The organism is Mesorhizobium sp. M0522 (genome assembly GCF_040321085.1).
Lineage (GTDB): Bacteria > Pseudomonadota > Alphaproteobacteria > Rhizobiales > Rhizobiaceae > Mesorhizobium.
Genome location: NZ_JAMYQW010000011.1, coordinates 72,968 through 97,560, shown reverse-complemented (window position 1 = coordinate 97,560; position 24,593 = coordinate 72,968). Strand labels below are relative to the sequence as shown.

Sequence of the window (24,593 nt, the reverse complement as noted above, 5' to 3'; positions counted from 1 at the left end):
CATACTAGACAAGAGAATGTAACTATCCAAATGATAGTGGTACATCAAAACCAGCAGGAGAGCCTTCCATGCGTGCCATTATCCAGAATTCCTTCGGCGGACCCGACGTCCTCGTCATTGCCGATCGCCCCGCGCCATCACCCGAGGCCGGCGAAGTGCTCGTCCGCATCGAGGCGGCCGGCATCAATCCGGTCGATGGTGCGGTGCGCGGCGGCCACTATCCGCTGCTCGGCGAGCCGCCTTTTGTCCTTGGCTGGGACGTTTCGGGAGTTGTCGAGGCGCTGGGCTCCGGCGTCTCCGGCCTCAAGGTCGGCGATGCCGTGTTCGGCATGACGCGCTTTCCCAAACAGGCGGCAGCCTACGCCGAACTCGCCGCTGTCCCGGCTGATGAGCTTGCGCCGAAACCTGAAGGCATAGATCACGCGCAAGCCGCCGCGCTGCCGCTGGCCGGCCTGACGGCCTGGCAAGGCCTTGTCCGCCATGGCCGGCTCGATTCTGGCAAGCGCGTGCTGATCCACGCCGGAGCCGGCGGCGTCGGCCATCTGGCGGTGCAGATCGCCAAGGCGCACGACGCTCACGTCGTCGCGACCGCCAGCCCGGAAAAGCTCGATTTCGTCCGCTCGCTCGGCGCCGACGAGGTGATCGACTACACAAGGGATGATTTCACCGGGAAGGCCCGCGACATCGATCTGGTTCTGGACCCGTTCGGCGGCGTGCATGCGGAGCAATCACTGAAAGTGCTCACGGCCGGCGGCGTTCTGGTGTCGCTGCTCGATGTCAGCGATGCCACCAAGGCAAAGGCCAGGACGCGAGGCATCCGCGTCGAGCGCATGTCCGTAGTGCCCGACCGTGCCGCTCTGGTGGAGCTCGGCAAATTGATCGACGCGAAAAAGCTGGCCGTCCACGTGGCAAAGGCGTTTCCGCTCGAACAGGCCGGTGCCGCCCATGCCTTTCTCGCCACCAGGCCGATCGGCAAGGTGGTGCTGACGGTCTGAAATTGCAGATCGTCGCCCCTCGCAAACGTAAGGGCGCTGATCAGCGCCCTTATCGGCCTAATGCCGGTATTGCTGGATGCGCGTGGTGCGCAGGCCGGCAAGGCCGTATTCGTCGATCGACGCTTGCCAGGACAGGAATTCCTCGGTGGTGAGCTTGTAGCGCTGGCATGCCTCTTCGAGGCTCAAAAGCCCGCCACGCACCGCCGCCACCACTTCCGCCTTGCGCCGGATAACCCAGCGACGTGTGTTTGTCGGCGGCAGATCGGCGATGGTAAGTGGGCTGCCGTCTGGCCCGATAACATATTTGACTCGCGGTCTAATTAGATCGGTCATCGTACTCTCTACAAAAAACTCAAAGACCCAATCCCCACCACATTACCGCCACAGCTTTAAAATTTGCCTAAGCAGACCCTAATGGTTAGGTAAGGATCATGAACGCGGCGTTAGCCTTTTCATCGGCATTTGAAACATCTGCCGGCAAGCGCATTGAACCCGGCAGGAAAAATGAGCCGGTCCGGCAAAGCTGGCGCAGCCGAGACGCTTGACCTATATTCCGGCCATTGGCATTGAAGCGCCGCGCAGAACGAAAGAACCATGAACAGCCTCGATCTTCCCGGACGCCCCGAAAACACCCGCGTCGTCGTCGCCATGTCGGGCGGTGTCGATTCGTCGGTCGTTGCCGGCCTCCTGAAGCGCGAGGGCTACGACGTCGTCGGCGTCACGCTGCAGCTTTATGACCACGGCGCGGCGACGCACCGGGCCGGCTCATGCTGCGCCGGCCAGGACATCGACGATGCCCGCCGCGTCTCCGAGACGCTCGGCATCCCGCATTACGTCCTCGATTACGAGGAGCGCTTCCGCAAGGCGGTGATCGACCCGTTCGCCGAGAGCTATGTCGCCGGCGAAACGCCGATCCCTTGCGTTTCCTGCAATCAGACGGTGAAATTCGCCGACCTTCTTGCGACCGCCAAGGAACTCGGCGCCGACGCGCTGGCGACCGGCCACTACATCCGTTCCGGCGCCAATGGCGCCCACCGCGCGCTTTACCGGCCGGTCGACGCCGACCGCGACCAGAGCTACTTCCTGTTCGCCACCACCCAGGCGCAGATCGACTATCTGCGTTTTCCGCTCGGCGGCCTGTCGAAGCCTGAGGTTCGCGCCATCGCCGAGGAGATGGGACTGACGGTTGCGGCCAAGCAGGACAGCCAGGACATCTGCTTCGTGCCGCAGGGCAAATATTCCGACATCATCGCCAAGCTGAAGCCGGCTGCCGCCAATCCGGGCGACATCGTCCATATAGACGGGCGCGTGCTTGGCCGCCACGAGGGCATTTTGCGCTACACCGTCGGTCAGCGCCGCGGCATCGGCATCGCCTCGGGCGAGCCGCTCTACGTCGTTCATCTCGACGCCGACCGGGCCCGCGTCGTCGTCGGCCCGCGCGAGGCGCTGGAGACCCACAAGATCTTCTTGCGCAACATGAACTGGCTGGGCGATGGCCCGCTGACCGCTATCCCGGCGGCCGGGCTTGAGCTTTTCGCCAAGGTGCGCTCGACGCGGCCGCCGCGCCCGGCCGTGCTGCATCACCGCGCCGGTGTCACTTCGGTGGAACTGGTCGACGGCGAATCCGGCATCGCGCCCGGTCAGGCTTGCGTGCTCTATTCCGACGATGGCAACGAGGCGCGCGTGTTCGGCGGCGGCTTCATCGAGCGCTCCGAGCGCGGCGCCGAGGCCGAGGCGATGCTGACGCGGCTTGCCGTCCAGCCGGCGCGGGTTCCCGCCGAATAGACGGCGTTTTCTTTTAGGGCCTTGTATGGGCGGGCCTTGTATGGGCGACGGTGCCGGCGGTCAGGATGCGCAGCACGCGGATGGCCTCCTCGCCGCTGGTGCGCGGTTCGGCCCGCGTCTCGATGCAGTGGATGAAATGCTCCAGCTCGCGCGTCAGCGGCATGCCCTCACCGACCGCGACATAGGACGGCTCGTTGGCGGTGAACGCCCATTGGCCGCTGTCCTGCCACACCGCGTGGCGATAGACGGCAAGCTTGCGCTCCCACGGCTCGACATCGTCGAACACCGCCATCGCCTTGGTGCCGACAACGGTCAGCCGCCGTTCGCGGTAAGGGTTGAGCCGCGAGGCGAACAGATGGCCGCGCAGGCCGTTGGGAAAGCGCATGTGCAGATGCGCAAAGTCGCTGAGATTGTCGAGAAGAGCAGCGCCTTCGCCGCGCACTTCGACCGGTTCGGTGCCGGTGATGGCCAGGATCATCGACAGATCGTGCGGCGCCAGATCCCATAGCGCGTCGTTTTCGGTGTGGAACTTGCCGAGGCCGAGCCGATGCGAATGGATGTAGCGGACTTCGCCGAGTTCGCCATTGTCGATCAGCGCCTTCAGCGTCTCGAAGGCGGGATGAAAGCGCAGCACGTGGCCGACCATGAAGACACGGCCATTATCGGCGGCCGCCTGCACCGAGCGTTCGGCATCGGCCACCGTCAGCGCGATCGGCTTCTCCACCAGCACGTCCTTGCCGCCGAGCACGGCGCGCACCGCCATGTCGGCATGGAACTGCGGCGGCAGCGCCATGACAATGGCGTCGACATCGTCGCGGGCAAACAGCGCCTCCGGCTCTATCGCCAGGCAATCCTGCTCGCTGGCAAAACCCTCCGCACGCGCGGGGTTGACGTCCGAAACCGCATGCAGCGCGCCGAGCGCCTTTAGGGTGCGGATGTGGTTGCTGCCCCAGTATCCGCAACCGAGGACTGCAATGCGCGGTTTCATCAATTCATGACCATGGCTTTCGTGGCCGAGACATAGCGACGTGCCTCGCTGAACTCAACCCCGGCCTGTGCGCCCAAATGTCTGCCCGGCAAAGCTTTAGGCGCCAGCAATATGCCGGCGCGGCAGCCACTTCGATGCTTGACAGGCTTGGCCTCGCAACCTTATATCCGCGCGACCTTGGCGAACGCGCCGATATGCCTGCCGATTTAAGCTGGATTTCGGGCCTTCGCCGCCTTGGCGGGGTAGCTCAGTTGGTTAGAGCACGGGAATCATAATCCTGGGGTCGGGGGTTCAAGTCCCTCTCCCGCTACCAAATTCCAAGAAAAATCAGATACATAGAGATGTACGGTGCCAGTCGTCTCATGTAGCGGGTCGCGCGATTTTGCAATTTTGACACCCGGTTTTGCAGCAGGGCGCTTCTCTCAAGACAGGGCGATCCGATAGCTGCGAGGGCCATGACGTTTCGGTGCTCTAGATTGCACTCCCGTACAAGCCTCGAGACAACATCCCATCGCAGCGGTGGCTCTCCTACGCTTTCTTCAGAAATTCCGTCCGCAGAACCAGATTGCCTTTGTGCATTCAGCCCGTTGAGGAGATCGGCGAGTTCCTCGGGATCGTGCTGGTTCATTCCAACGATGGTTCGGCTGCCCATCTCGGCGGGCCGCCCGGTACGAGCATCATTGACGGTCCAGGTGCCGGTCGGATCCTGAAAAGGCCTGTAGCCCGCGGCGGCTCCAATCGAGTGGCCGGCCGAGATAAGGCCCATCGCCGGCGCCATCACGCGCAATCCGAGACGGCTGGCGACAAGACTGGCAGTGACGGGAACGGCCGCATGGCTTTGGTTCGAGGCGCAGGGCGTATCGCCCGGTTTTCTACAGCCTCAAGACAGATGCGCCACGCATCACTAATTGAATGCGCCGCATTTTAATATATGCTGCAAGACGTAGAGATAATATCTCAAAGCTGATCAAAAAGGGGGATGCGACCGTGATAACTGCTCCACAGTTGCGTGCCGCGAGGGCGCTCCTTGGCATCGACCAGCGCAGGCTTGCCGAATTGTCCGGTCTTTCCGTGCCGACAATTCAACGCATGGAAGCCAGCGAGTCGATTATTCGGGGTAACGTCGATTCTCTCATGAAGCTGATCGGGGCACTTGACCTCGCCGGCGTGGAATTGATCGCTGAAGGCGCCTCCAGCCAAATCGGCGGGCGCGGCGTGCGACTGAAAGCGGATTTTGACCCCGCCAAAATCCTTGGCGGGGTCGATACGGATGCCAAACTCCCCGTGAGGAGCGTGGCGTGATTTCGGGGGCCGCGGTCCTCCTGTGGGGCGTCGCTGCGCTCCTGGGGACTGCGGTGCTTGCGATTGCGGAAAGCCGCAGATCCGACTCGGGAACACGCCTGATCTACGGCTTGACGCTAGGTATATCGGCGGCCGTGCTCATGGTTCTCGCGAGCCGCATCGCCGACAATCCCGTCACCCCGTCGACTGTGGTGTTGCCTCTTGGATTGCCATGGATTGGCGCTCATTTCCGTTTGGATGCGCTCTCGACTTTCTTCCTCATCGTCGTCAACTTCGGCGGCTCCATGGCCAGCCTTTATGGCCTCGGCTACGGCAGGCATGAGTCTGCGCCGCATCGGGTGCTGCCGTTCTTCCCGGCTTTCCTAGCCGGAATGAACCTTGTCGTGGTGGCCGACGACGCCTTCACTTTCCTGCTTTCTTGGGAATTCATGTCGCTCGCCTCCTGGGCGCTCGTCATGGCGCACCATCGCGAGCAGGACAATGCGCGGGCGGGCTACATCTATCTCGTGATGGCGAGCTTCGGCACACTCGCGCTGCTGCTTGCGTTCGGCCTGCTCGCCGGATCCGATGGAACCTACACATTCGACGCGATGCGAGCCGCCGACCCGACCCCGTTCGCCGCTGCTTTCGTCCTGGTTCTCATGCTGCTGGGCGCCGGCTCCAAGGCTGGACTCGTCCCGCTTCACGTTTGGCTGCCACTCGCTCATCCGGCCGCGCCAAGCCACGTCTCGGCTCTCATGAGCGGCGTGATGACCAAGGTCGCAGTCTATGGCTTCATACGCGTTATTTTCGATCTGCTCGGTGAGCCGGCATGGTGGTCGGGCGTTGCCGTGCTTTTCCTTGGCGGCCTGACGGCGGTTCTCGGCATCCTCTACGCGCTGATGGAAAAGGACCTGAAGCGACTGCTTGCCTATAGCACCATTGAAAACATCGGCGTCATCTTCGTAAGCCTTGGTCTCGCGCTCGCTTTCAAGGCGAACGCCATGCCATCGGCTGCAGCGCTGGCCCTCACCGCCGCGCTGTTCCACGTCCTCAACCATTCCTTTTTCAAGAGCCTGCTGTTTTTCGGCGCGGGCGCCGTTCTGACGGCAACCGGAGAGCGGGATATGGAGAAGCTGGGCGGTCTCATCCACCGCATGCCCTTTACAAGTTTTGCCTTTCTCGTCGGTTGCGTCGCGATCTCGGCACTTCCACCCTTCAACGGCTTCGTCTCCGAATGGCTGGCCTTTCAGGCCATATTGCAGAGCCCCGATCTGCCACAATGGGGACTGAAGGTCATGGTGCCCGCCGTTGGCGGTCTGCTGGCGCTGTCAGCGGCACTGGCCGCGGCCTGCTTTGTAAAGGCGTTCGGGATTACATTCCTCGGCCGGCCACGCTCGGCCGCGGTGGAACTGGCGCATGAGGTCGACCGCTACTCGCTGGCGGCATTGTTCATTCTCGCTGCCCTTTGTCTCCTGGCCGGCATTCTGCCCGGTCTTGTGATAGACGGCCTCTCATCGGTGACACTGCCACTGATCGGCAGTCGGATGCCTGTGCAGATGGCCCAGCCCTGGCTGTCTATCGTGCCGATTGCAGCGAGCCGCAGTTCCTACAACGGCCTGTTGGTGTTCCTGTTCATCGCCTTTTCCGCATCCGCTGCGGCATATGTGATCCATCGCTTTGCATCACATGCACTCCGTCGGGGTCCCGCCTGGGGTTGTGGCTTCCCGGATGTGGTCCCGAGCTCGCAGTACACGGCCGTCAGCTTCGCGCAGCCTATCCGCCGCGTCTTCGGCACGTTCGTATTCCGTGCAAGGGAAACCGTCGAAATGCCGGCACCTGGCGAGACCGGTCCGGCTCGTCTGAATGTCGAAATGCATGATGTGATCTGGGAGACGCTGTACCTGCCTATCGGCCGGGCCCTCGACTTTGCGACCGACCACCTCAACCATCTGCAGTTCCTGACGATCAGGCGCTACCTGACCCTCGTCTTTCTCTTTCTCATTGTCCTGCTCCTGGTGCTCGCACTATGGCCGTGATTCTCGAGTTGGCCGTTCAAGGCGCGCAGATGGCGCTGGTGCTTTTGCTGGCGCCGCTCCTGACCGGATTCGTGCGCAAGGTGAAGGCACGGCTCTTGCGCCGCCAGGGTCCTTCCCTGATCCAACCTTACCGCGATCTCTTGCGGCTGATGCGCAAGGAAGTCGTTCTGGCGGACAACGCATCCTGGCTGTTTCGCGTGACGCCCTATCTGATCTTTGCCACCACCTGGGTCGGCGCGGCGCTCATCCCGACATTCGCCGCCGGCCTTACATTCAGTTGGACCGCCGATCTCATAGCCATTGTCGCACTGCTGGGAAGCGCCCGGTTCTTCCTGGCGCTGGCAGGCATGGACGTCGGCACGAGCTTCGGCGGCATCGGCTCGAGCCGCGAGGTGATGATCGCTTCGCTGGCCGAACCCGCCATGCTGCTCATCGTGTTCAGCCTGGCGCTCGTCGCGGGTGCTACGCAACTCTCAACGGTCGCCGCCTTCATGGGGTCACCGGAGGTTGGCTTGCGGGTGTCGCTCGGGATGTCGCTCATCGCCCTCGTGATGGTGGCGATCGCCGAAAACGCCCGCATACCCGTGGACAACCCATCGACCCATCTGGAACTCACCATGGTTCATGAGGCGATGGTGCTGGAATATTCCGGTCGCCATCTGGCGATGATCGAGTTTGCCGCCTTCCTCAAGCTTCTGCTCTATGTGTCGCTGATTTCCTGCGTCTTCCTACCTTGGGGCCTGGCGAGCGCCGGGGCAGGACTGGAATCCCTTGCTCCGGGTGTCGTCGCCTATTTTGGCAAGCTTGCCGTATGTGGCGTTCTCCTCGCCGTGTTTGAGACTGCCATCGCCAAGATGCGCGTCTTCCGCGTCCCGGATTTCCTCGGGGCAGCGCTGATGCTGGCCCTGCTTGGCACGCTCCTGCTGTTCGTCTCGCGGAGCCTCTGATGAACGGCCTCACCTTCGACATCGCTCACCTGCTCGCCGGCGGCCTAGTGCTGGTCAGTTTCATGATGCTGTATCAGGATCGCCTCTTTGCTCTGATCAACGTTTTTGCGCTTCATGCAATCGTGCTGGCCCTGTCCGTAGCTTGGCAGGCATACATTCAGGACGCGCATCATCTCTACGTCACGGCGGCGATCGCCCTCGTCTTCAAGGCGATCGTCATTCCTGTCGGGCTTCATCGCATCATTCAGCGGCTCGGCATCCATCGTGACGTCGAGACCGCCGTCGGCATCGGTACGACGATGCTTGCGGGGATAGGCCTGGTGACCCTGTCCATGGTCCTGATGCTGCGCGTCACTCCCGAGGCTGATCCCCTCGCCCGCGAGGACCTGGCTTTCGCGCTGTCCATCATTTTGCTGGGGCTGCTGGTGATGGTCACCCGCCGCAACGCCGTCAGCCAAGTTGTCGGATTCATGTCGCTCGAGAACGGTCTGGTCCTCGCCGCCACGGGGGCCAAGGGCATGCCTCTGGTCGTCGAGATCAGTGTCGCCTTCTCGATCCTTATCGCCTTCATCGTCATCGGAGTCTTCCTGTTCCGCATCCGCGAGAGGTTCGATTCGGTGGATGTCGGCGCGCTCGACGACTACAGGGGAGAACACCGTTGACCGCGTTTTCCCTCGATGCGGTGGCCGCCATTTTGCTGATACCGGTCTTCGCGGCCGCACTTCTGGCGGCGCTGCCGAAATACCGGATATCGGCGGGCGTCAATGTCGCTGCGAGCTTGCTGACCTTGCTCGCCGCCCTGTCGCTTCTTGTCACCGACCGCCCGCAGCCTGGGCAGTATCTGCTCGTCGACGATCTCAACATCGTCTTCATCGTGCTCAACACATTCGTCGGCTTCACCACCAGCGTCTTCAGCGCTTCCTACATTGCCCACGAACTGGAGAGCGGGCGGCTGACAGTCCCGAACTTGCGGTTTTATCACGCAATGTACCAGGTCATGATGTTCGGCATGAACCTGGCGTTCGTGTCGAACAATATTGGCTTGATGTGGGTGGCGGTGGAGCTTGCCACGCTGACCACCGTGCTCATGGTCGGCATCTACCGCACGCACGAAGCGCTGGAGGCAGCCTGGAAATATTTCATTCTGGGCAGCGTCGGCATCGCGCTCGCACTGTTCGGCACCATCCTCGTCTACATGGCTGCACAGCCGGTTGTTGGCGAGGGGACGAATGCGATGGTCTGGACGGTGCTCATCGCTCACGCCGCGCGCTTCGATCCGGCTCTGCTCAATGTCGCCTTCATCTTTCTGCTGCTCGGCTACGGGACGAAGGTCGGCCTTGCGCCCTTACATGCCTGGCTGCCAGACGCGCATGCTGAGGGTCCAACGCCGATTTCCGCAGTGCTGTCGGGCTTGCTGTTAAACGTCGCACTCTATGCCGTGCTGCGCTTCAAGCTGTTGCTCGCGGCAAGCCCGGAAGCGATCGCACCTGGGCCATTGATGATCACGATGGGACTGACGTCGCTTGTCTTCGCGGCCTTCATGCTCTACCGCCGCCGCGACATCAAACGCCTGTTCGCGTACTCCTCGATCGAGCACATGGGCATCATCGTGTTCGCCTTCGGCATAGGAGGCCCGCTCGCCAATTTTGCCGGGCTGCTGCACATGGTCATGCACAGCCTGACCAAGTCGGCGATCTTTTTCACGGTCGGCCACATTGCCCAGGTCAAGGGGACACAGAACATCGCCGAAATCCGGGGACTGACGGAAACACATCCTGCCCTTGGCTGGGCGCTCGTCATCGGCGTCGTTGCCATTGCCGGCCTCCCTCCGCTCGGTATCTTCATGAGCGAATTCCTGGTCGTGAGTTCGACATTTGCAAGACACCCTCTTTTGGCGATGCCGTTGGTTTTCGGGATTCTGCTCGCTTTCGGCGCCCTGCTGCTTCGACTGACCGGCGTCGCTTTCGGCGAACCGCGCGGCAGCACTGCACCCGCCGAGGCGTCCTACATTCCGATGTATTCCCACTTGGCGTTGGTGTTTGCCGCCGGCATCTATCTGCCGCCACCGCTGGTCACATGGTTCCAGCACGTCGCAAGTATCCTGGGGTGAGCAGAGGAGAGAAAGAGCATGCCCGCGCTGATCGACCTCATCCTTGCTGGCCAACGTGTCGAATATCATTTCCCGTGGTCGCGCGCCGTGGTGACTCCGAAAAAATGGGGCTTTGCCGTCGAGCAACTGGCCGAGGGCCACTGGAGCTTGCTCGGCCTATGGGGTGAGCCAGGCGCCGTCCACATGGCACTTCTCGATGAAAGCGCCGGGGACATCGGCGTTGTCAGCCTGGAATGCCCCAGTGGCCGCTACCCATCGGTCGGCCGGCTGCATCCGCCCGCATTGCGGCTCGAACGTGCGGCTGCTGACCTGTTCGGGCTCCTGCCACAAGGCGCGTCTGATACGAGACGGTGGCTTGATCATGGCCATTGGGGTGTCAGCTATCCGTTGAGTACCCGCGTCCGGACGTCTGCTGCGACTGCCTTCCCGTACAGTTTCCTGCCTGCAGAGGGGGAGAGCCTGCATCAGATCCCGGTCGGGCCCGTGCATGCCGGCATCATCGAGCCGGGCCATTTCCGGTTCACGGCGAGCGGTGAAACGGTCGTCCGGCTGGAGCAGCGCCTCGGATACGCGCACAAAGGTATAGAAGGCCTGATGGCGGGGTCCGACATCGACCGTGCGGCCAAATTGGCGGGCAGAACCTCTGGCGACAGTACCGTGGCATACTCCCTCGCTTTTGCCCGCGCCGTCGAGGCGGCGCTGGGTGTCCAGGTTCCCCCACGCGCGGTCTGGCTGCGAGCGCTCATGGCCGAGTTGGAGCGCCTGGCCAATCATCTGGGTGACATCGGCGCTATCTGCAATGATGCCGCCTTCGCGCTCATGCATGCCCACTGTGGGGTGCTGCGTGAGCGCGTATTGCGGGCAAGCGATGCTGCCTTCGGTCATCGTTTGATGCGCGACTGCATCGTGCCCGGAGGCGTGGCAAGCTTCCTGAGCGATGAGGGCACGACAGCGCTCAGGTCCCTGATCGCAGAGATCAGGCAGCGGTTTCCCGCGCTGGTCGAGCTCTACGACAACACTGCGTCGCTGCAGGATCGGACTGTCGCGACTGGCCGGCTGAAGGTGGAACTCGCTCGTCAATATCGCGCCGGAGGCTACGTTGGCCGGGCCTCCGGTCGGGACTTCGATGCCCGACGCAATCTCGCTTATCCACCCTATGGCGAACTCGCCTTCGATGTACCTCTCCTCCAGGAAGGCGATGTGAACGCCCGTGTATGGATTCGTATCCACGAGGTCGAACAGAGCCTGTCCCTGATCGAACAAGTCCTGCGACAGCTGCCAGACGGGCCGATCCGCGTCGATTTCGCGCAGACAAACCGATCGCATGAAGGCATGGCGCTCGTCGAAGGTTTCCGCGGCGACATTCTGGCCTGGCTGCGCATTGGCAAGGGCGGCTTGGTCGAGCGCTGTCACCTCCGTGATCCGTCATGGTTTCAATGGCCGCTCCTTGAAGCGGCGATCGAAGGAAACATCGTTGCCGACTTTCCGCTGTGCAACAAATCGTTCAACTGCTCTTATTCGGGCCATGATCTCTGAAGGCACGCTGTCATGCGCAAGCTTCTTTTTGAAAGCCTGATACGCCCCCCTCTCACCGAGCGTCCGCCGTTGGCAAGCAGCACGGCAGTCGACGAACTCGCACGCGCGCTCGATGGGGCTGCTCACAAACGATTGGGGCGAAGCCTGTCGATCCGGGCGGTCGATGCCGGTTCCTGCAACGGCTGCGAACTTGAGATGCACGCGCTGAACAACGCCTTCTATGACATCGAGCGTTTTGGGATCCGGTTCGTCGCATCACCGCGCCATGCCGATGTACTGCTCGTCACCGGGCCGGTCACAAAAAACATGCGCGAGGCATTGAAGCTGACCTACGACGCAACACCCAACCCAAAATGGGTGGTCGCACTGGGAGATTGCGCAGGCAATGGCGGCTGTTTCGCCGGCAGCTATGCGGTGGTGCGCGGAGTGTCCGAGGCCTTGCCTGTCGATCTGCACATTCCAGGTTGTCCGCCGCCGCCAATCGAAATTCTGAAAGGCCTGCTCGCCTTGCTTGAGGGCGTGAATTCCAAGACTGGTGCTGCCCGAAGGTGACTATGTAGAGGCTTTGCCAAGGTTGGCCTTGTCGCTGCATAGATCCAACCAATGCGTAGCCGTGAGTTTAAGGGCATCAGCCAACCTCTGTCCCAAAACTGGAAGGCGCTCGGCGGCGAGAACGGCTAAAACGCCTGCTTTTTCGCCGGCAGCCCAGCGCTTTCGATCGAAGGGGAACCCGTTCCCTAGTCCGAAATGGTTACTTGCGCTGCAGCTAATGTAGTTACAATCTTGTGCAGTCGGAAGCTGCATGGGCCGGCCAGGCGCGAATACCGCCTTCGCCGGCGTCTCAAAGCAGCCGACCACACGTTTGCGGTGCTCTAAGGGGGAATCAATGAGATTGACGATTGTTTGCGCGGCAATTGTGATGGCCGTATCCACCGCCGCCGTTGCGCACGAGAAAAAGAGAGTGGTCAGTACAGAAGTAACGTCGGCCTGCGCCGACCTGTCGGGCAGCACGATCAAGAAAAACAGGGAAACAAAATTGGATAGCAGTTCAACCGGAACTGTCTCCAGCGCGATTTCGAAAGACAAATCGGAGCCGCGCCTGGGATATGAAACGGTCAATCCTGCAATCATATCGATCTATTAGCTGAGGAAATAGCAGGCAGGTCTATCGGCGCTCAGGCTTCGGGAGCAGGGCATGGACCGACTCGCGGCCATTGCCTACGGACCATATTCAAGATCGATCAAGTCGGACGCCGCCGCGAAATCAGCCGTTAATCGCTTGGTGGCGGCGCTCGGCCTCATTGCGCATGCCTGCGCTCAATGTTTGATGCGGTCACGCATTGCGTACCAAAGCATGCCGAGCACATAGAGCGGGCCGCGCAGCGCCGTGCCGCCGGGGAACGGCAGCGGGCTTAGGGTCGAAAACAGATCGAGCCGCGAAGCATCACCGGTGATCGCCTCAGCGAGCAGCTTGCCCGACAGCGTCGACAGGATCACCCCCTTGCCCGAATAGCCATGCGCAAAATAGACGTCGCCATAGCGACCGACATGCGGCAGGCGCGATGTCGTCACCTGGCATTTGCATCGAAATCGCAGCCGAATGCAGCCATATCGGGCGTGGCGCTGTAGCCGAAGGCTGGTGAGGTCGGAATCAGAAAGGCCACCTGCGCTCAACGGCCATTCGCTCGGCGGACCCGCCAGATGACATTACCGACGTCGTCGGCGACGAGCAGTGCGCCAGTCTGATCGATAGCGACGCCGACCGGCCGGCCCATCGCCTCGCCATTACGCCCGATGAAGCCAGTGAGCACATCTTCCGGAGGACCGCTCGGTTTGCCACCATGGAACGGCACGAAGATGACCTTGTAGCCGCTGTGCACGCTTCTATTCCACGAGCCGTGCTGGCCGACGAAGGCGCCGTTGCCGTAGGCCGAACCGAGCCGCGCGCCTTTGGAGAGGGTCAGTCCCAGCGAGGCGGTATGAGAGCCCAGGGCGTAATCGGGCTTGATCGCTGCCGCCACGAGATCGGGGCGCTGCGGCTTGGCACGTTCGTCGACGTTCTGTCCGTAGTAGCTGTAGGGCCAGCCGTAGAAAGCGCCGTCACGAACCGAGGTCATGTAATCCGGCACAAGGTCGTCGCCGATCTCGTCACGCTCGTTCACGGCGACCCAAAGCTGGCCAGTCTCAGGATTCCAGGAGAGCCCGTTCGGGTTGCGCAGGCCCGAGGCGAAGACCCGAGTGCGGCGGGTAGACCGATCCACTTCAAGGACAGCAGCGCGGTTCTTCTCCGCGGCTATGCCGTTTTCTCCAACGTTGCTGTTGGAACCAACGGTGACATAGAGCTTGCGTCCATCCGGAGTTGCGATCACGTCCTTGGTCCAATGATGGTTGAGGTCCCCGGCCGGCAAGTCGATGATCTTTTCCGGCGACGTGCTGACTCGGGTCTGGCCATTGGAGTAGGGGAAAGCGACGAGCGCGTCGGTATTCGCGACAAAGAGTTTGCCTTTGGACAGCGTCATGCCGAAGGGCGAATTGAGGCCTTCCGCGAACGTCGTGCGCACATCCGCAATGCCGTCGCCATCGGTGTCGCGCAGGAGCGTGATGCGGTTGGCGCTTTTGGTCGCGGCGCCAGCCCGCTTCATAGCTAGGTCCATGAAGACCTTTCTAAGACTGAAGCCTTCGTCATGCTTGGCAGGGGCATTGGTTTCAGCAACCAGCACATCGCCGTTCGGAAGCACATGTAGCCAGCGCGGATGGTCGAGGCCGGTGGCGAAGGCGTTCACTGTCAGCCCCTTCGCCGGGGTCGGCATACCTTCTTTCTGCCAGCCTTTCGCCTCGGCGATGTTAACAGTCGGGATCAGCGTCGGTCTTGGTTTCGGTAAAGTGGGGTTGGGGCCATAGCCGGATATTGCCCGCCGGAATGCCAGCGCAGCTTGCCATGACGGTGCCCAACACCGCTACGAGTACGCTTCCTGGGAAGCCGGCATGCATCGGACGTCCTCCGCATGGATTTGTGTCGCGCTCTTTGTGCAAACGGAAGTCAGTGGCTTATTCTTCCAATTGCTTCGAAACAGCGGCGCTCGTAATCCGAGGGCCAGGAATTCGCGACAGATCTGCGCTCGGTAGAAATATGGCGCGAGAAGGTTGTGGCAACCGCGCGAATATCTGTCGCGCAATATAAATCTCACATTTGTATCGCGCGAAATCGGTACGGCTTGCGCTTTTCGGTATCGAGTTGCTCATGGGCCAACATGCGTTCGAATGGAAGGAGACCGTGAACGGCGGGACCCACAATGACCCACCGATTGCACCAGCTGGTGAAACAGCTGTTGTTGCTGCTTAGCAAGACGCCGCAAATCTGCTAAAGTCTGCGGTGGGAGGAGACGGATATCCAATCGCTGCCGATAGCACATCCAAGTGTAGCGAAGGCGACACCCGGCGCATCACTTCCGCTCGCCTATTCCCTCGCGACGCTCTGCTGGCTCCTGTCGGCCGGCGTCTATATCGCCGCCAAGTGGGTTGCCCCCGAGATGCCGCCTTGGGCGCTCTGCTTCTGGCGGCTGACGCTCGCGTGCGCGATCCTGCTGCCTATCGTCCATCGTCATCACGGGGCGATGCTCGTGCTGATCCAATCCCGGGTGATCGAGGTGCTGGTCATCGGCACTATCGGGCTAACCTTGTGTCAGGGCATGATCTACACGGGCCTCAACTACACCAACGCGACAACCGCCGGCATCATCATGGCGCTGTCGCCGATCATGACCATGGTGCTTGCCCGCTTCGTGCTCGGCGAGCCCCTCGGTATCTGGAAAGCGCTTGGAGCGCTGGTCGCTCTGGCCGGGATGGTGGTGATCGTGGCGCGCGGCGACCTTGCCGCGCTGATGCAGCTGCAGTTCAATCCCGGCGAGTTGTGGATCGTCGGCAGCGCGTTTTGTTGGGGCCTCTACACCGTGCTGCTGCGTCGCGCCAAATTCGCTATCGAGCTTCTGCCGATGGTGGTCCTGCTGCTGGGAGCCGGCGCGCTGGCCGCACTGCCCTTCTATCTCTGGGAATTGTTTTCCGGGGATCGTTCGGCGCTGCATGCGAACGGCCTTCTGGCTCTCGCCTATGTTGCCGGCCCCGGCGGCGCTCTGATGTACTATCTCTACAACCGTAGCGTCGAGACGCTTGGTGCGGGGCGCGCCAGCATGCTGCTCTATCTCCAGACCGCCTTCGTCGCCGTTCTCGCTTATCTGGTCCTTGGCGAAAGCTTGCACGACTACGATCTCGCCGGCGCCGCCTTTATCATCGCCGGCCTGCTGCTCGCCACCGCGATCAAGCCGAGGCAGCGCACGGTGCGTGTCGCGTACGCAAACATCAGTTCCGCTGCTTCGGCGAGCAGCTCGCAAAATCAGAGCGCCACCCGAAGCAAGCCGGGTCACTGAAGCCGGCTGTTGTGGCGCAGCACGAGGCCGACCGCGCCGAGCAATGCATCGTTCTCCGTGTGCTTGCCAACGATTATCCGCGTGCGCAGCGCAGGCGCCACATCGCGGGACTTGATGAGCGTGTGGCGTTCATATGATGCGATCAGTGGCGCCAGGAGAATGTCGCCCGCCAAGGCCATGCGGCCGCTGATGATGATGAGCGGCGGATTGAGAACCGAACCGATCAGGCCAAGGCCACGGCCGGCGAACTCGGCGGTGTCCTCGATCATCCGCAGCGCCCTCACGTCGCCCTCCTCGGCCATCATGATCACGTCGTCCATCGTGACCGGCCGCCGCACGATGCGCGAAATCTGCTCGAGCGGTCCGGCAAAGCTGGCATAGAGCTCCAGGCATCCTCGATTGCCGCACCGGCAAAGGTCGCCGCCGGGATCGATGCTAATGTGCCCGAATTCGCCGGCGCCGCCGGCGATGCCGCTCACCAGCCGACCGTGCTGGACAATGGCCCCGCCGACGCCCAGATCGACCTTGAACAGCACGAAATCGTCCTGGCCGACGGCAGCACCCCACATCAGCTCGGCAATGGCCGAGCAGTTGCTCTCATTGTCGGCGAAGATCGGCTGTTCAAGGACCGGCCCGAACACATCGCGGATGTTGACCCCGGCCCAGGTCGGAACGATACTCGCGCGCAGCACCACTCCTTCGCGGCTGACTGGGCCCGAGACGGAGACCCCAACCCCCAGGAGCCCCGCCATCGGCAGACCGTTCTCTTCGTAGCATCGGGCAATTACTGACTTGGCGAGCTGGGCCGCCTGTTGCGGCTGGTAGTCCAGACCCATGGGGATAGTTTGTTCGGCAACGAAAGAATGCGAGACGTCAGCGACGACACACCGCATCTCGTCGAGGCCCAGATGGATGCCGACGCAGGTGCCCGCAGCGGGATTGAGCGTCAATGTCGTGGCAGGCCTGCCGATACCCCTCGCCGCGTCATGATGGGCCGAGGATTCGATCACCATCCCAGATTTTCTCAAGCCGTTGAGCGCGGTTGAAACCGTCGACCGCGCCAAACCGGTAATGCGGGTAATTTGCGACGCAGAAAGCACGCCGCGCTCGCGCAAGCATCGGACGATCAGGCTCTCCGGCGACGCGGACGGCCTGTCGATCAGCCAATTTCTAAGCGAAGGTTTGTTCATGATGGGCACAAAGCACGTTGACTGATAGCCCAAATATGTCATCTTGGAAAGAACGGAGATTACTGAATCTCGCCGGCCACGACCTCAAATCGCGGGCCACAAGCGGTCGATACGAACCGTGCATCACATATGGGAGTGAAACGATGAAATACCTGAGGACGGCCTTTGCGGCCGCTACCGCCTTCACCTTGATTACCGGAACAGCCCTCGCGGAGCCGAAGACCAACCTCTTGCATCAATGGGCCACCGGATCGGACGCCCAGGCTATCGCCAAGCTCGGCGAGATGTTTACCGCCAAGGGTGGCACCTGGCAGCAGACCTCCATCGCAGGCCATACGGCCAATACCCTGGCCAAACTGCGTGCTGATGTGATCGCCGGCAACGCACCTCCCGCTGTGCAGCTCAAAGGCCCCGAGATCGCCGAATGGAACGAGACGGGCATGACAGCCAATCTCGACGACCTGGCGAAGGCGGAAAATTGGGAGAAGGTCGTCGCTCCCGAATTGCTGCCGGTGATGAAGCCGACCGGGAATTGGGTGGCCGCGCCGATGAACATCCACCGCATCAACTGGCTTTGGGCATCGCCGAAGGTCATGAAGGACGCGGGCGTCACCGAGATGCCGAAGACATGGGCGGAATTCAACGCCGCCTGCGACAAGATCGTGGCCAGCGGCAAGATCTGCATTTCGCACTCGACCGCCGACTGGACCGACTCGACCGTCTTCGAAGTGGTCGTGTACGGTCAGGACCTCGATCTCTACAAGAAAGCTTTCGTCGAGGGCGACGTCGATGCCATGCGCAGCGACGGCATGGTCAAGGCCTTCGAGCAGTTTCGCACCATGACCTCGAAGTACATGGACCCCGGCATGAACGGGCGTGACTGGGATACCATGTCGCATCTCGTCGGCCGCGGCGAGGCCGCCTTCCACATCATGGGCGACTGGACGATCGGCCTGCTGACGGCCGGCGGCTTCAAGGAGGGCACCGACTATGTCTGCGCCCAGGCGCCGACCGATTGGGGCAAGCCCGGTTTCATCTTGAATTCAGACTCGGTCGTGTTCTTCAAGCAGAAGGATCCGGACTATATCGAGGGACAGAAGCTGCTTGCCAGCATCATCCTGTCGCCCGAATTCCAGACCATTTTCAATCAGACCAAAGGGTCCATTCCGGCCCGCCTCGACGTCGATCTTTCGAACGGCTTCAATCCCTGCCAGCAGCTCTCGCAAAAGGATCTGCAAGCCTCGATCGCCGCCGGCACGCTCGTGCGTTCGATGGCGCACAACATGACGGTTCCGCAAAAGGTCCGCGGCGGCAGCGCATATCGGATGCTCGCCCGAGGTGGTCTACTCGACGCTCAAGGCGGCTGTCGTCCATTATACGCGCTGCCTCGCCAAGGAACTGATCGACGATGGCGTACGCGTCAATGCGGTGAGCCCCGGCGCCACCAAGACGGCACGGTTCCAGGCGAGCCGTGTGGTCGATCCGCAGCGCATGGATTCGAGCAAGAAATCGCTGAACCGGTATGCGGAGCCTGAAGAGATCGCCGAAGCGGTGGCCTTCCTCGCCGGTCCGCGCGCGCGCTTCATCAACGGGCAGGTAATCCGCGTCGATGGCGGTTTCACGATCTTTCCAGGTTAGGCCGCGATCGTCCATACCGGGTACCGGAAGCAACTTCGCCATCGCGCGCTGTAGATAGCTCCGCCCGAGTTCGGCCAGAACTATGCACTGCATTACAGTCGGAGCTTGACAAAAACTGCGGTCTAGCGGGTATATTAATCGAATAATATGACGCCATCCATTGTGAGGAAGGCGGGTGGCAAACCAGGGAGGAGACCAAGATGAGCCGCTACAAGTCAGTCGGATTCCTGCACGGCATGGTTTTGGGCGTGGCCCTGACGACCGCGACTGCGGCCCATGCCGAGACCTTGACGCTCTATTGGAACGCCGGCCACGCCTATCAAGCTTATGCCGATGCAATAGCGAAGTTCGAGGCCGATCATACCGGATGGTCGGTGCAGTGGGAGAAATTCCAGTGGCCGGATATGCGCACCAAGCTGGTGGCGGATTTTGCGGCGAAGAACGCGCCCGATCTCGTCGCCGAACCCGGCGGCTGGGTGCAGGAATTTGGCCAGCGGAATCTGCTGCGGCCGCTGAACGACTTCATCCAACAAGACGGCAAGGCGATCGGCTATCCCGACGACTGGCAAGCCTATTCCGTCGAGCGCAACAAACTCGGCGACCAGTACTATGGCGTCCAGATCCACCTCACCTGCGCCACCCTCGTGTACAACGTCGATATGCTTAAGCAGGCGGGCTTCGACGCGCCGCCTGCGACCTGGGAGGAGTTCCTGAAGGTTGCCAAGGCGACGACGACCGGCGCCCGCTTCGGCTTCGCTCCCAACCCCAGCATCGGATATTATTCGTCGTGGCTACTGCAGAACGGCGTAAGCTATTACGATCCCAAGACAAACAAGGTCAATCTCGACAGTCCTGAGGCGATCGAAGCGATCCAGTTCCTCGCCGACCTGATCCACAAGGAAAAAGCAGCGACCAAGCCGGCGGCGGGTGCTGACTATGAGGGTCCGCAAAAGCTGTTCACGGCCAACCGGGTCGCAATGATCATAACCGGTCCGTGGGACGTGAAGCCGATCCGCTCGGGCAACCCGAAGCTCAACTGGGCGGTTGCGCCATCACTCAAGCACAAGGTGCAGGCGACGTTCGCGGGCGGCGTCAGTGTGATGATCCCTAAGGACGCCAAGCACCCGAAGGAGGCCTGGGACTTGTTGAAGCGGCTCGTCGCGCTCGACACGGAACTAGCGGCTACCAAGGAAGCGGGCATGACGATGCCGCGCAAATCCTGGGCCGAAAACGCCGAGGTTCAGGCCGATCCGGTCATCGGCAGCTTCAGCAAATGCCTGCCTTACGCGCAAGACGTCACCGCCGAGCTGCGCCTCACCGGCAAGCACGCGCGAATCGAGAAGCTTCTGCAGAGTGCGCTCGAGGATATCATCTACAATCAGAAACCAGCAGCCGAGATCATGCCGAAATTCGCGGCCGAGGCCAACGTCATCCTGGCCAACAACTAGGCCGATGTTTATCAGCGGCAGCACCGATACGGCCGATACGGACATTGGCGTCGGCGCGATGTCGACCCGGCGAGCTGGCCGCTTCAGCCGGCGCACCAGACAAACGCTTCTCGCTTACCTGCTGCTGTCGCCAGCAATCCTCTATTTCTCGGTCTATTTCTTCTATCCGATAGGACTGGAGTTTTGGGCGAGCCTGTACAGTGGCCAGCCGCTGATCGGCGAGAGCCGATTCGCCGGACTGGACAACTACGTTGCTGCCCTCGGCGACGCGCGCGTTCGGCAGTCGCTCTTCGTGACGCTGGCCTTCGCGATAGGCGTCACCGCGGCCAGCATCGCCATTGGCCTCGGACTGGCGGTCGTGCTCAACCGGCCGATCCCGGGGCGCACTCTGATCCGCGCAATCATCTTCTTTCCCTACATCACCTCCTTCGTGATCGTCGCGTTGATGTGGCAGGCAATTCTCGATCCCTACACTGGCATCTTGAACAGCTTCCTTGCCGAGCTTGGGCTGCCCACCCAGAATTGGCTCGGCGACACCTCGACCGCGCTGCCGACCCTCATCGCCATCACGGTCTGGAAGGATGTCGGCTATGCCATGCTGATCTACCTCTCCGCGTTGCAGTCGATCCCGTCCGACTTCTATGATGCCGCATCCATCGACGGCGCCACGCCGACGCAGCAATTCCGCTATCTGACCTGGCCGTTGTTGACGCCGACCACGCTGTTCATCGCGGTCGTCAGCACGATCAGCCAGCTGCAGGAGCTGGCGCCGGCCTACCTGATAACCAAGGGCGGACCGGCCGACGCGACGCGGTTCTTCAGCCTGCACGTGTTCGAGGCAGCCTTCTTCGAGCTCAACATCGGCTACGCCTCGGCGCTGTCTTTCCTGATGTTCCTGCTGATCCTGGCCATCACCTTCGTTCAGTTCCGCCTGCTCAACCGCGAAACCACCTATTGAGGTTGGCATGACATTCGCAAAAACGCTCCCGTCCTACCTACTGCTGCTCTTCTGCGTGGCGCTGTCGATCTTTCCGTTCCTCTACATGCTTTCGCTGTCGCTGCAGAGCGATGCCGACGTCTTCAGCGGCATTCCGATTCTGATCCCCGAGACGTGGCAATTCACGAATTACATCGACATCTGGCAGAAGGCGCCGTTCGCGCGTTTCACGCTCAACAGCTTCATCATCGCCGGCGGGATTACCTTCCTCCATCTGATCTTCGATCCGTTGATCGGCTACGTCTTCGCGAAGATGGAATTCGCCGGTAAGCGCGTCATGTTTGTCGCGGTGCTGTCGACGCTGATGATCCCATTCTTCATCCGCATGATCCCGCTCTATGTGCTCACCGCGCGGATGGGATGGCTCAACACCTATCAGGGCCTTATCCTTCCATTCGCCATGAGCGCCTACGGAATCTTCCTGATGCGGCAGTTCATCCGTCCGATTCCCGACGAGTTGCTTGACGCTGCACGGATGGACGGCTGCTCGGAACTCGGCCTTTACTGGCGCATCGTGCTGCCGCAGGTCCGTCCGGCACTGGCGACGCTGGCCCTCCTCACCTTCGTGTTCCAGTGGAACGAATTCCTCTGGCCGCTGGTCGCCGTCAACACCACCGAAATGCGGCCGATCACGACGGGACTGACGCTTTTCAACCAGGAATTCTTCACCCAGTGGAACCTGACGGCGACGGGCGGGATCATTCTCTTCATCCCGAGCCTGCTGCTGTTCCTCTTCACGCAGCGCTACTTCGTCCGCAGCGTGATGCTGGCAGGCATGAAATGACCATTCGGAGGCATTGCACCCTATGACGTCCCGCCGACCGAACGTGATCGTCTTCTTCACCGACCAGCAGCGTTGGGACACCGTTGGTGTCCATGGCAATCCGCTCGAGCTTACGCCAAATTTCGACCGCCTCGCCGGGACCGGCACGTTCTTGGCGAATTCGTTTACATGCCAGCCCGTTTGCGGCCCCGCCCGCTCCGTCTTTCAGACGGGGCGGTACCCGACTACGACCGGCTGCTACCGTAACGATATCCCACTGCCTAAGAGCGAGCGCACGCTCGCGCATCATTTCGTCGCGGCAGGTTATGACACCGCCTACATCGGCAAGTGGCACCTGGGGTCCGCCGAGCCGGTCACCCAGGAAGAACGCGGCGGCTATCGCTACTGGCTGGCCTCCAACATCCTGGAGTTCACTTCCGGCCCCTTCGACACCGTCGTCCACGACAATGACGGCAAGGCGGTGAAGCTGCCGGGATACCGCGTCGATGCCCTCACCGACGCTGCAATCCGCTATGTCGCCTCGAGCGAAGCCGAGCCCTTCTTTTTATTCCTGTCCTTCCTCGAGCCGCATCACCAGAACCAGACGGACAACTACCCTGCCCCGCTCGGATACGAGGAGAGGATCCGCAAGAAGCTCGCCATTCCCGGCGATCTCGCAGCACTTGGCGGCACGACAGCCGAACATTTCCCTGGCTATCTGGGCATGGTCGCACGCCTCGACGAGGCGTTTGGACGGCTGATCGAGGCGCTCTACAGCCTTGGCCGGCTTGACGACACGATCATCCTCTTCACCTCCGACCATGGCTGTCACTTCAAGACCCGCAACAACGAATACAAGCGTTCCTGTCATGAGGCGTCGATCCGCGTGCCGACGCTATTCCACGGCCCCGGCTTCCAGCGCATCGGCACATATGAAGGCCTGGTCAGCCTCGTCGATCTCGCGCCGACCCTGCTCGCCGCGGCCGGCCTGAAAGTGCCCAATTCGATGCAGGGCGTCTCGCTGCTCGACGCGCTGCAGGGCGAACGGCCGCCGCGCGACGAGATATTCATTCAAATCAGCGAGCACCATGTCGGCCGCGCCTTGCGCACCAGACGGTGGAAATATGAGGTCGAGGCACCGGGAAAAGACGGCTGGCGGGATTCCGGCAGCGATTTCTATGTCGAGGCGAGGCTCTACGACCTCGATGCCGATCCAAACGAACTAACCAATCTCATAGCTTCGCCCGATCACGCAGAGACGCGTGCATGGCTGCGAGGCCGCATCGTTGCCCTGATGGAGGAGGCCGGCGAGGCAAGGCCCGAGATCCTTGCCGCCGGGCATGGAAGCTGGAATGAAATCCGGCTGAGCGACAGCTGATCATGTCACGTCGCGCAGCGGATCCAACAATGCACGAGAGAAATTCCGATCGCAGAAAGGCGCCGACCATGGCCGATGTCGCCCGGCGCGCCAATGTATCGACCGCTGCCGTGTCGTACCTGCTCAGCGGCGACAGCACGCGCCTGAAGTTCGTCGGCAAGGAGGCGCGGCAGCGCATCCTTGAGGCCGTCGCTGAGCTCAACTACGTGCAAAACCGCACCGCGCGGCAGCTGCGCCGCCAGCAGGCCGAGCGAATCTGCCTTGTACTGCCTCGTCTCGGCGTGCCGTTCAGCGACCGGATCGCGCAGGATATCCAATCTGGAGCGGCGCTGAGGGGATTTTCGACGATTATCACCGCGGGAGACACCTTCGAGCGAACCGACCGGATCGTGAGGGAAATCGAGAGCGGGCTGGCAGACGGCATTATCGCCGACTGGCAGCATCTCTCCGAGCCCGAGGTGATGCTCTTGGCCGCGCGCCTGGCGGCCGCGGGCCGGCCAGCGGTGATCTTCCATCCGACCATCGAGCCGGCAGGCTTCTCGGTTGTGCGCCAGCATACCGGCAGGGCCGTCTTCGAGGCACTCGACTACCTCTACCGAGCCGGCCATCGCTGCATCGCCTATATGGTGCATGAGCAAGCGGTGGACGCGAGCCGTCTCGCCGCCTATCGCAGCTTCCTGCAAGCACGCGGCCTTCCGCTGCGAGACGACCTGGTGATCGGCGGTGCAGAGGCGCGCAAGGCTGCGTTTGCCAATGCTACGGCGCTGGCCGCCCGCAAGGATCGGCCGACCGCGCTTTTCGTCGAATCCGATCTTGCCGCCGTGACCGCCCTGCACGCATTCGAGGAGGCCGGCCTCTCCGTGCCCGGCGACATTGCAGTCATCGGCTGCGGCAATATCGACGAGGGCGAATTCAGTCATCCGGCATTGACGACAATCGGCCCCGAAACTGCCCACTACGACCATCTTGCCGATCATCTGATCTCATTGATCTCGGCAACACCGGGCGCAATACCTACCCTTTTCAGCGTTTCGTGGCAGCTGGTCCGTCGCGCGTCCGCATGAGCAGGATCGC

General features: G+C 61.7%; 21 protein-coding genes, 1 tRNA gene and 4 pseudogenes. 19 read left to right on the top strand and 7 right to left on the bottom strand.

All coding sequences use genetic code 11. The annotated features are described in order from the left end of the window. Window positions 1-68: 68 nt before the first annotated feature. The gene (locus NKI58_RS14940) at window positions 69-995 is read left to right on the top strand and encodes an NADP-dependent oxidoreductase (protein WP_352568055.1); all 927 of its coding nucleotides are present in this window, start codon (window positions 69-71) and stop codon (window positions 993-995) included. A gap of 57 nt (window positions 996-1,052) precedes the next feature. Here the strand turns inward: NKI58_RS14940 and sciP are convergent, their stop codons facing one another. Beyond that, entirely contained in the window at window positions 1,053-1,328 is a 276-nt protein-coding gene (sciP, locus tag NKI58_RS14935; protein ID WP_023679563.1) for a CtrA inhibitor SciP, read from the bottom strand. Window positions 1,329-1,589: 261 nt separating this feature from the next. On the opposite strand from sciP, the gene mnmA reads away from it, so the two are divergent. Next, window positions 1,590-2,780: a tRNA 2-thiouridine(34) synthase MnmA gene (mnmA, locus tag NKI58_RS14930; protein ID WP_023679564.1), complete on the top strand. Its 1,191-nt coding sequence runs from the start codon at window positions 1,590-1,592 to the stop codon at window positions 2,778-2,780. A 13-nt stretch (window positions 2,781-2,793) separates the two neighbouring features. Here mnmA and NKI58_RS14925 read toward each other — a convergent pair whose 3' ends face one another. Next, entirely contained in the window at window positions 2,794-3,768 is a 975-nt protein-coding gene (locus tag NKI58_RS14925) for a Gfo/Idh/MocA family protein (protein WP_352452922.1), read from the bottom strand. A gap of 236 nt (window positions 3,769-4,004) precedes the next feature. Here NKI58_RS14925 and NKI58_RS14920 point away from each other — a divergent pair. Continuing rightward, window positions 4,005-4,081: transfer RNA gene (locus NKI58_RS14920), tRNA-Met, on the top strand. Here the strand turns inward: NKI58_RS14920 and NKI58_RS14915 are convergent. Continuing rightward, complete coding sequence (locus NKI58_RS14915) at window positions 4,076-4,546, bottom strand: hypothetical protein (protein ID WP_352568056.1); 471 nt, start codon at window positions 4,544-4,546, stop codon at window positions 4,076-4,078. The genes NKI58_RS14920 and NKI58_RS14915 overlap by 6 nt on opposite strands. Before the next feature lie 209 nt (window positions 4,547-4,755). Between NKI58_RS14915 and NKI58_RS14910 the strand changes: the two genes are divergently transcribed. From NKI58_RS14910 to NKI58_RS14880, 7 genes are read left to right on the top strand one after another with little or no spacing between them, the layout of a single operon-like run. After that, entirely contained in the window at window positions 4,756-5,070 is a 315-nt protein-coding gene (locus NKI58_RS14910) for a helix-turn-helix domain-containing protein (protein WP_023675522.1), read from the top strand. After that, window positions 5,067-7,088 carry a hydrogenase 4 subunit B gene (gene hyfB, locus NKI58_RS14905; protein WP_502896717.1) on the top strand — a complete coding sequence of 674 codons (2,022 nt, stop codon included), beginning with the start codon at window positions 5,067-5,069 and terminating at the stop codon, window positions 7,086-7,088. The genes NKI58_RS14910 and hyfB overlap by 4 nt, the downstream gene beginning before the upstream one ends. Beyond that, window positions 7,079-8,035 carry a respiratory chain complex I subunit 1 family protein gene (locus NKI58_RS14900; RefSeq protein WP_352568057.1) on the top strand — a complete coding sequence of 319 codons (957 nt, stop codon included), beginning with the start codon at window positions 7,079-7,081 and terminating at the stop codon, window positions 8,033-8,035. The genes hyfB and NKI58_RS14900 overlap by 10 nt, the downstream gene beginning before the upstream one ends. Then, a complete protein-coding gene (locus NKI58_RS14895) occupies window positions 8,035-8,697 on the top strand; it encodes a hydrogenase-4 component E (protein ID WP_023675519.1) in 663 nt (220 codons plus the stop codon). The genes NKI58_RS14900 and NKI58_RS14895 overlap by 1 nt, the downstream gene beginning before the upstream one ends. Next, entirely contained in the window at window positions 8,694-10,145 is a 1,452-nt protein-coding gene (locus NKI58_RS14890; RefSeq protein WP_023675518.1) for a hydrogenase 4 subunit F, read from the top strand. The genes NKI58_RS14895 and NKI58_RS14890 overlap by 4 nt, the downstream gene beginning before the upstream one ends. An 18-nt stretch (window positions 10,146-10,163) precedes the next feature. After that, entirely contained in the window at window positions 10,164-11,681 is a 1,518-nt protein-coding gene (locus tag NKI58_RS14885; protein ID WP_352787019.1) for a hydrogenase large subunit, read from the top strand. A 12-nt stretch (window positions 11,682-11,693) separates the two neighbouring features. Next, complete coding sequence (locus tag NKI58_RS14880) at window positions 11,694-12,233, top strand: NADH-quinone oxidoreductase subunit B family protein (protein ID WP_023675516.1); 540 nt, start codon at window positions 11,694-11,696, stop codon at window positions 12,231-12,233. On the opposite strand, the gene NKI58_RS14875 is transcribed toward NKI58_RS14880, so the two are convergent. The 3 genes and pseudogenes from NKI58_RS14875 to NKI58_RS14865 form a co-directional block, all read right to left on the bottom strand. Beyond that, the gene (locus NKI58_RS14875) at window positions 12,234-12,767 is read right to left on the bottom strand and encodes a hypothetical protein (RefSeq protein ID WP_352787018.1); all 534 of its coding nucleotides are present in this window, start codon (window positions 12,765-12,767) and stop codon (window positions 12,234-12,236) included. A 231-nt stretch (window positions 12,768-12,998) separates the two neighbouring features. Then, window positions 12,999-13,253, bottom strand: a pseudogene (locus NKI58_RS14870) (FAD-dependent oxidoreductase); the annotation flags it as partial. Between the two features lie 98 nt (window positions 13,254-13,351). Continuing rightward, window positions 13,352-14,672: pseudogene (locus NKI58_RS14865) on the bottom strand (PQQ-dependent sugar dehydrogenase). Between the two features lie 398 nt (window positions 14,673-15,070). Between NKI58_RS14865 and NKI58_RS14860 the strand changes: the two are divergent. Then, window positions 15,071-16,012: pseudogene (locus NKI58_RS14860) on the top strand (DMT family transporter); the annotation flags it as partial. A gap of 86 nt (window positions 16,013-16,098) precedes the next feature. Here the strand turns inward: NKI58_RS14860 and NKI58_RS14855 are convergent. Beyond that, window positions 16,099-17,205 carry an ROK family protein gene (locus NKI58_RS14855; RefSeq protein WP_352827410.1) on the bottom strand — a complete coding sequence of 369 codons (1,107 nt, stop codon included), beginning with the start codon at window positions 17,203-17,205 and terminating at the stop codon, window positions 16,099-16,101. Here NKI58_RS14855 and NKI58_RS14850 point away from each other — a divergent pair. From NKI58_RS14850 to NKI58_RS14815, 8 genes and pseudogenes are all read left to right on the top strand, one after another. Further along, window positions 17,138-17,320 carry a hypothetical protein gene (locus tag NKI58_RS14850; protein ID WP_352827413.1) on the top strand — a complete coding sequence of 61 codons (183 nt, stop codon included), beginning with the start codon at window positions 17,138-17,140 and terminating at the stop codon, window positions 17,318-17,320. The genes NKI58_RS14855 and NKI58_RS14850 overlap by 68 nt on opposite strands. A 10-nt stretch (window positions 17,321-17,330) precedes the next feature. Next, window positions 17,331-18,479: pseudogene (locus tag NKI58_RS14845) on the top strand (ABC transporter substrate-binding protein); the annotation flags it as partial. 154 nt (window positions 18,480-18,633) lie between these two features. Next, entirely contained in the window at window positions 18,634-18,933 is a 300-nt protein-coding gene (locus tag NKI58_RS14840; RefSeq protein ID WP_352853434.1) for an SDR family NAD(P)-dependent oxidoreductase, read from the top strand. A gap of 200 nt (window positions 18,934-19,133) precedes the next feature. Beyond that, the gene (locus tag NKI58_RS14835; protein ID WP_352577739.1) at window positions 19,134-20,381 is read left to right on the top strand and encodes an ABC transporter substrate-binding protein; all 1,248 of its coding nucleotides are present in this window, start codon (window positions 19,134-19,136) and stop codon (window positions 20,379-20,381) included. Window positions 20,382-20,385: 4 nt separating this feature from the next. Continuing rightward, entirely contained in the window at window positions 20,386-21,339 is a 954-nt protein-coding gene (locus NKI58_RS14830; RefSeq protein ID WP_352577740.1) for a carbohydrate ABC transporter permease, read from the top strand. 7 nt (window positions 21,340-21,346) lie between these two features. Next, window positions 21,347-22,162 carry a carbohydrate ABC transporter permease gene (locus NKI58_RS14825; protein ID WP_023675500.1) on the top strand — a complete coding sequence of 272 codons (816 nt, stop codon included), beginning with the start codon at window positions 21,347-21,349 and terminating at the stop codon, window positions 22,160-22,162. A 22-nt stretch (window positions 22,163-22,184) separates the two neighbouring features. Beyond that, window positions 22,185-23,519: a sulfatase family protein gene (locus tag NKI58_RS14820; RefSeq protein ID WP_352577742.1), complete on the top strand. Its 1,335-nt coding sequence runs from the start codon at window positions 22,185-22,187 to the stop codon at window positions 23,517-23,519. Window positions 23,520-23,587: 68 nt separating this feature from the next. Further along, the gene (locus NKI58_RS14815; RefSeq protein WP_352577743.1) at window positions 23,588-24,583 is read left to right on the top strand and encodes a LacI family DNA-binding transcriptional regulator; all 996 of its coding nucleotides are present in this window, start codon (window positions 23,588-23,590) and stop codon (window positions 24,581-24,583) included. The last annotated feature ends 10 nt before the right edge of the window (window positions 24,584-24,593 follow it).

Bases quoted from the DNA above. Each gene is read 5' to 3' on its own strand.
- NKI58_RS14940 (WP_352568055.1), top strand. From the start codon at position 69: ATGCGTGCCATTATCCAGAATTCCTTCGGCGGACCCGACGTCCTCGTC.
- sciP (WP_023679563.1), bottom strand. From the start codon at position 1,328: ATGACCGATCTAATTAGACCGCGAGTCAAATATGTTATCGGGCCAGAC.
- mnmA (WP_023679564.1), top strand. From the start codon at position 1,590: ATGAACAGCCTCGATCTTCCCGGACGCCCCGAAAACACCCGCGTCGTC.
- NKI58_RS14925 (WP_352452922.1), bottom strand. From the start codon at position 3,768: ATGAAACCGCGCATTGCAGTCCTCGGTTGCGGATACTGGGGCAGCAAC.
- NKI58_RS14915 (WP_352568056.1), bottom strand. From the start codon at position 4,546: ATGGCGCCGGCGATGGGCCTTATCTCGGCCGGCCACTCGATTGGAGCC.
- NKI58_RS14900 (WP_352568057.1), top strand. From the start codon at position 7,079: ATGGCCGTGATTCTCGAGTTGGCCGTTCAAGGCGCGCAGATGGCGCTG.
- NKI58_RS14895 (WP_023675519.1), top strand. From the start codon at position 8,035: ATGAACGGCCTCACCTTCGACATCGCTCACCTGCTCGCCGGCGGCCTA.
- NKI58_RS14885 (WP_352787019.1), top strand. From the start codon at position 10,164: ATGCCCGCGCTGATCGACCTCATCCTTGCTGGCCAACGTGTCGAATAT.
- NKI58_RS14880 (WP_023675516.1), top strand. From the start codon at position 11,694: ATGCGCAAGCTTCTTTTTGAAAGCCTGATACGCCCCCCTCTCACCGAG.
- NKI58_RS14835 (WP_352577739.1), top strand. From the start codon at position 19,134: ATGAGCCGCTACAAGTCAGTCGGATTCCTGCACGGCATGGTTTTGGGC.
- NKI58_RS14830 (WP_352577740.1), top strand. From the start codon at position 20,386: ATGTTTATCAGCGGCAGCACCGATACGGCCGATACGGACATTGGCGTC.
- NKI58_RS14825 (WP_023675500.1), top strand. From the start codon at position 21,347: ATGACATTCGCAAAAACGCTCCCGTCCTACCTACTGCTGCTCTTCTGC.
- NKI58_RS14820 (WP_352577742.1), top strand. From the start codon at position 22,185: ATGACGTCCCGCCGACCGAACGTGATCGTCTTCTTCACCGACCAGCAG.
- NKI58_RS14815 (WP_352577743.1), top strand. From the start codon at position 23,588: ATGGCCGATGTCGCCCGGCGCGCCAATGTATCGACCGCTGCCGTGTCG.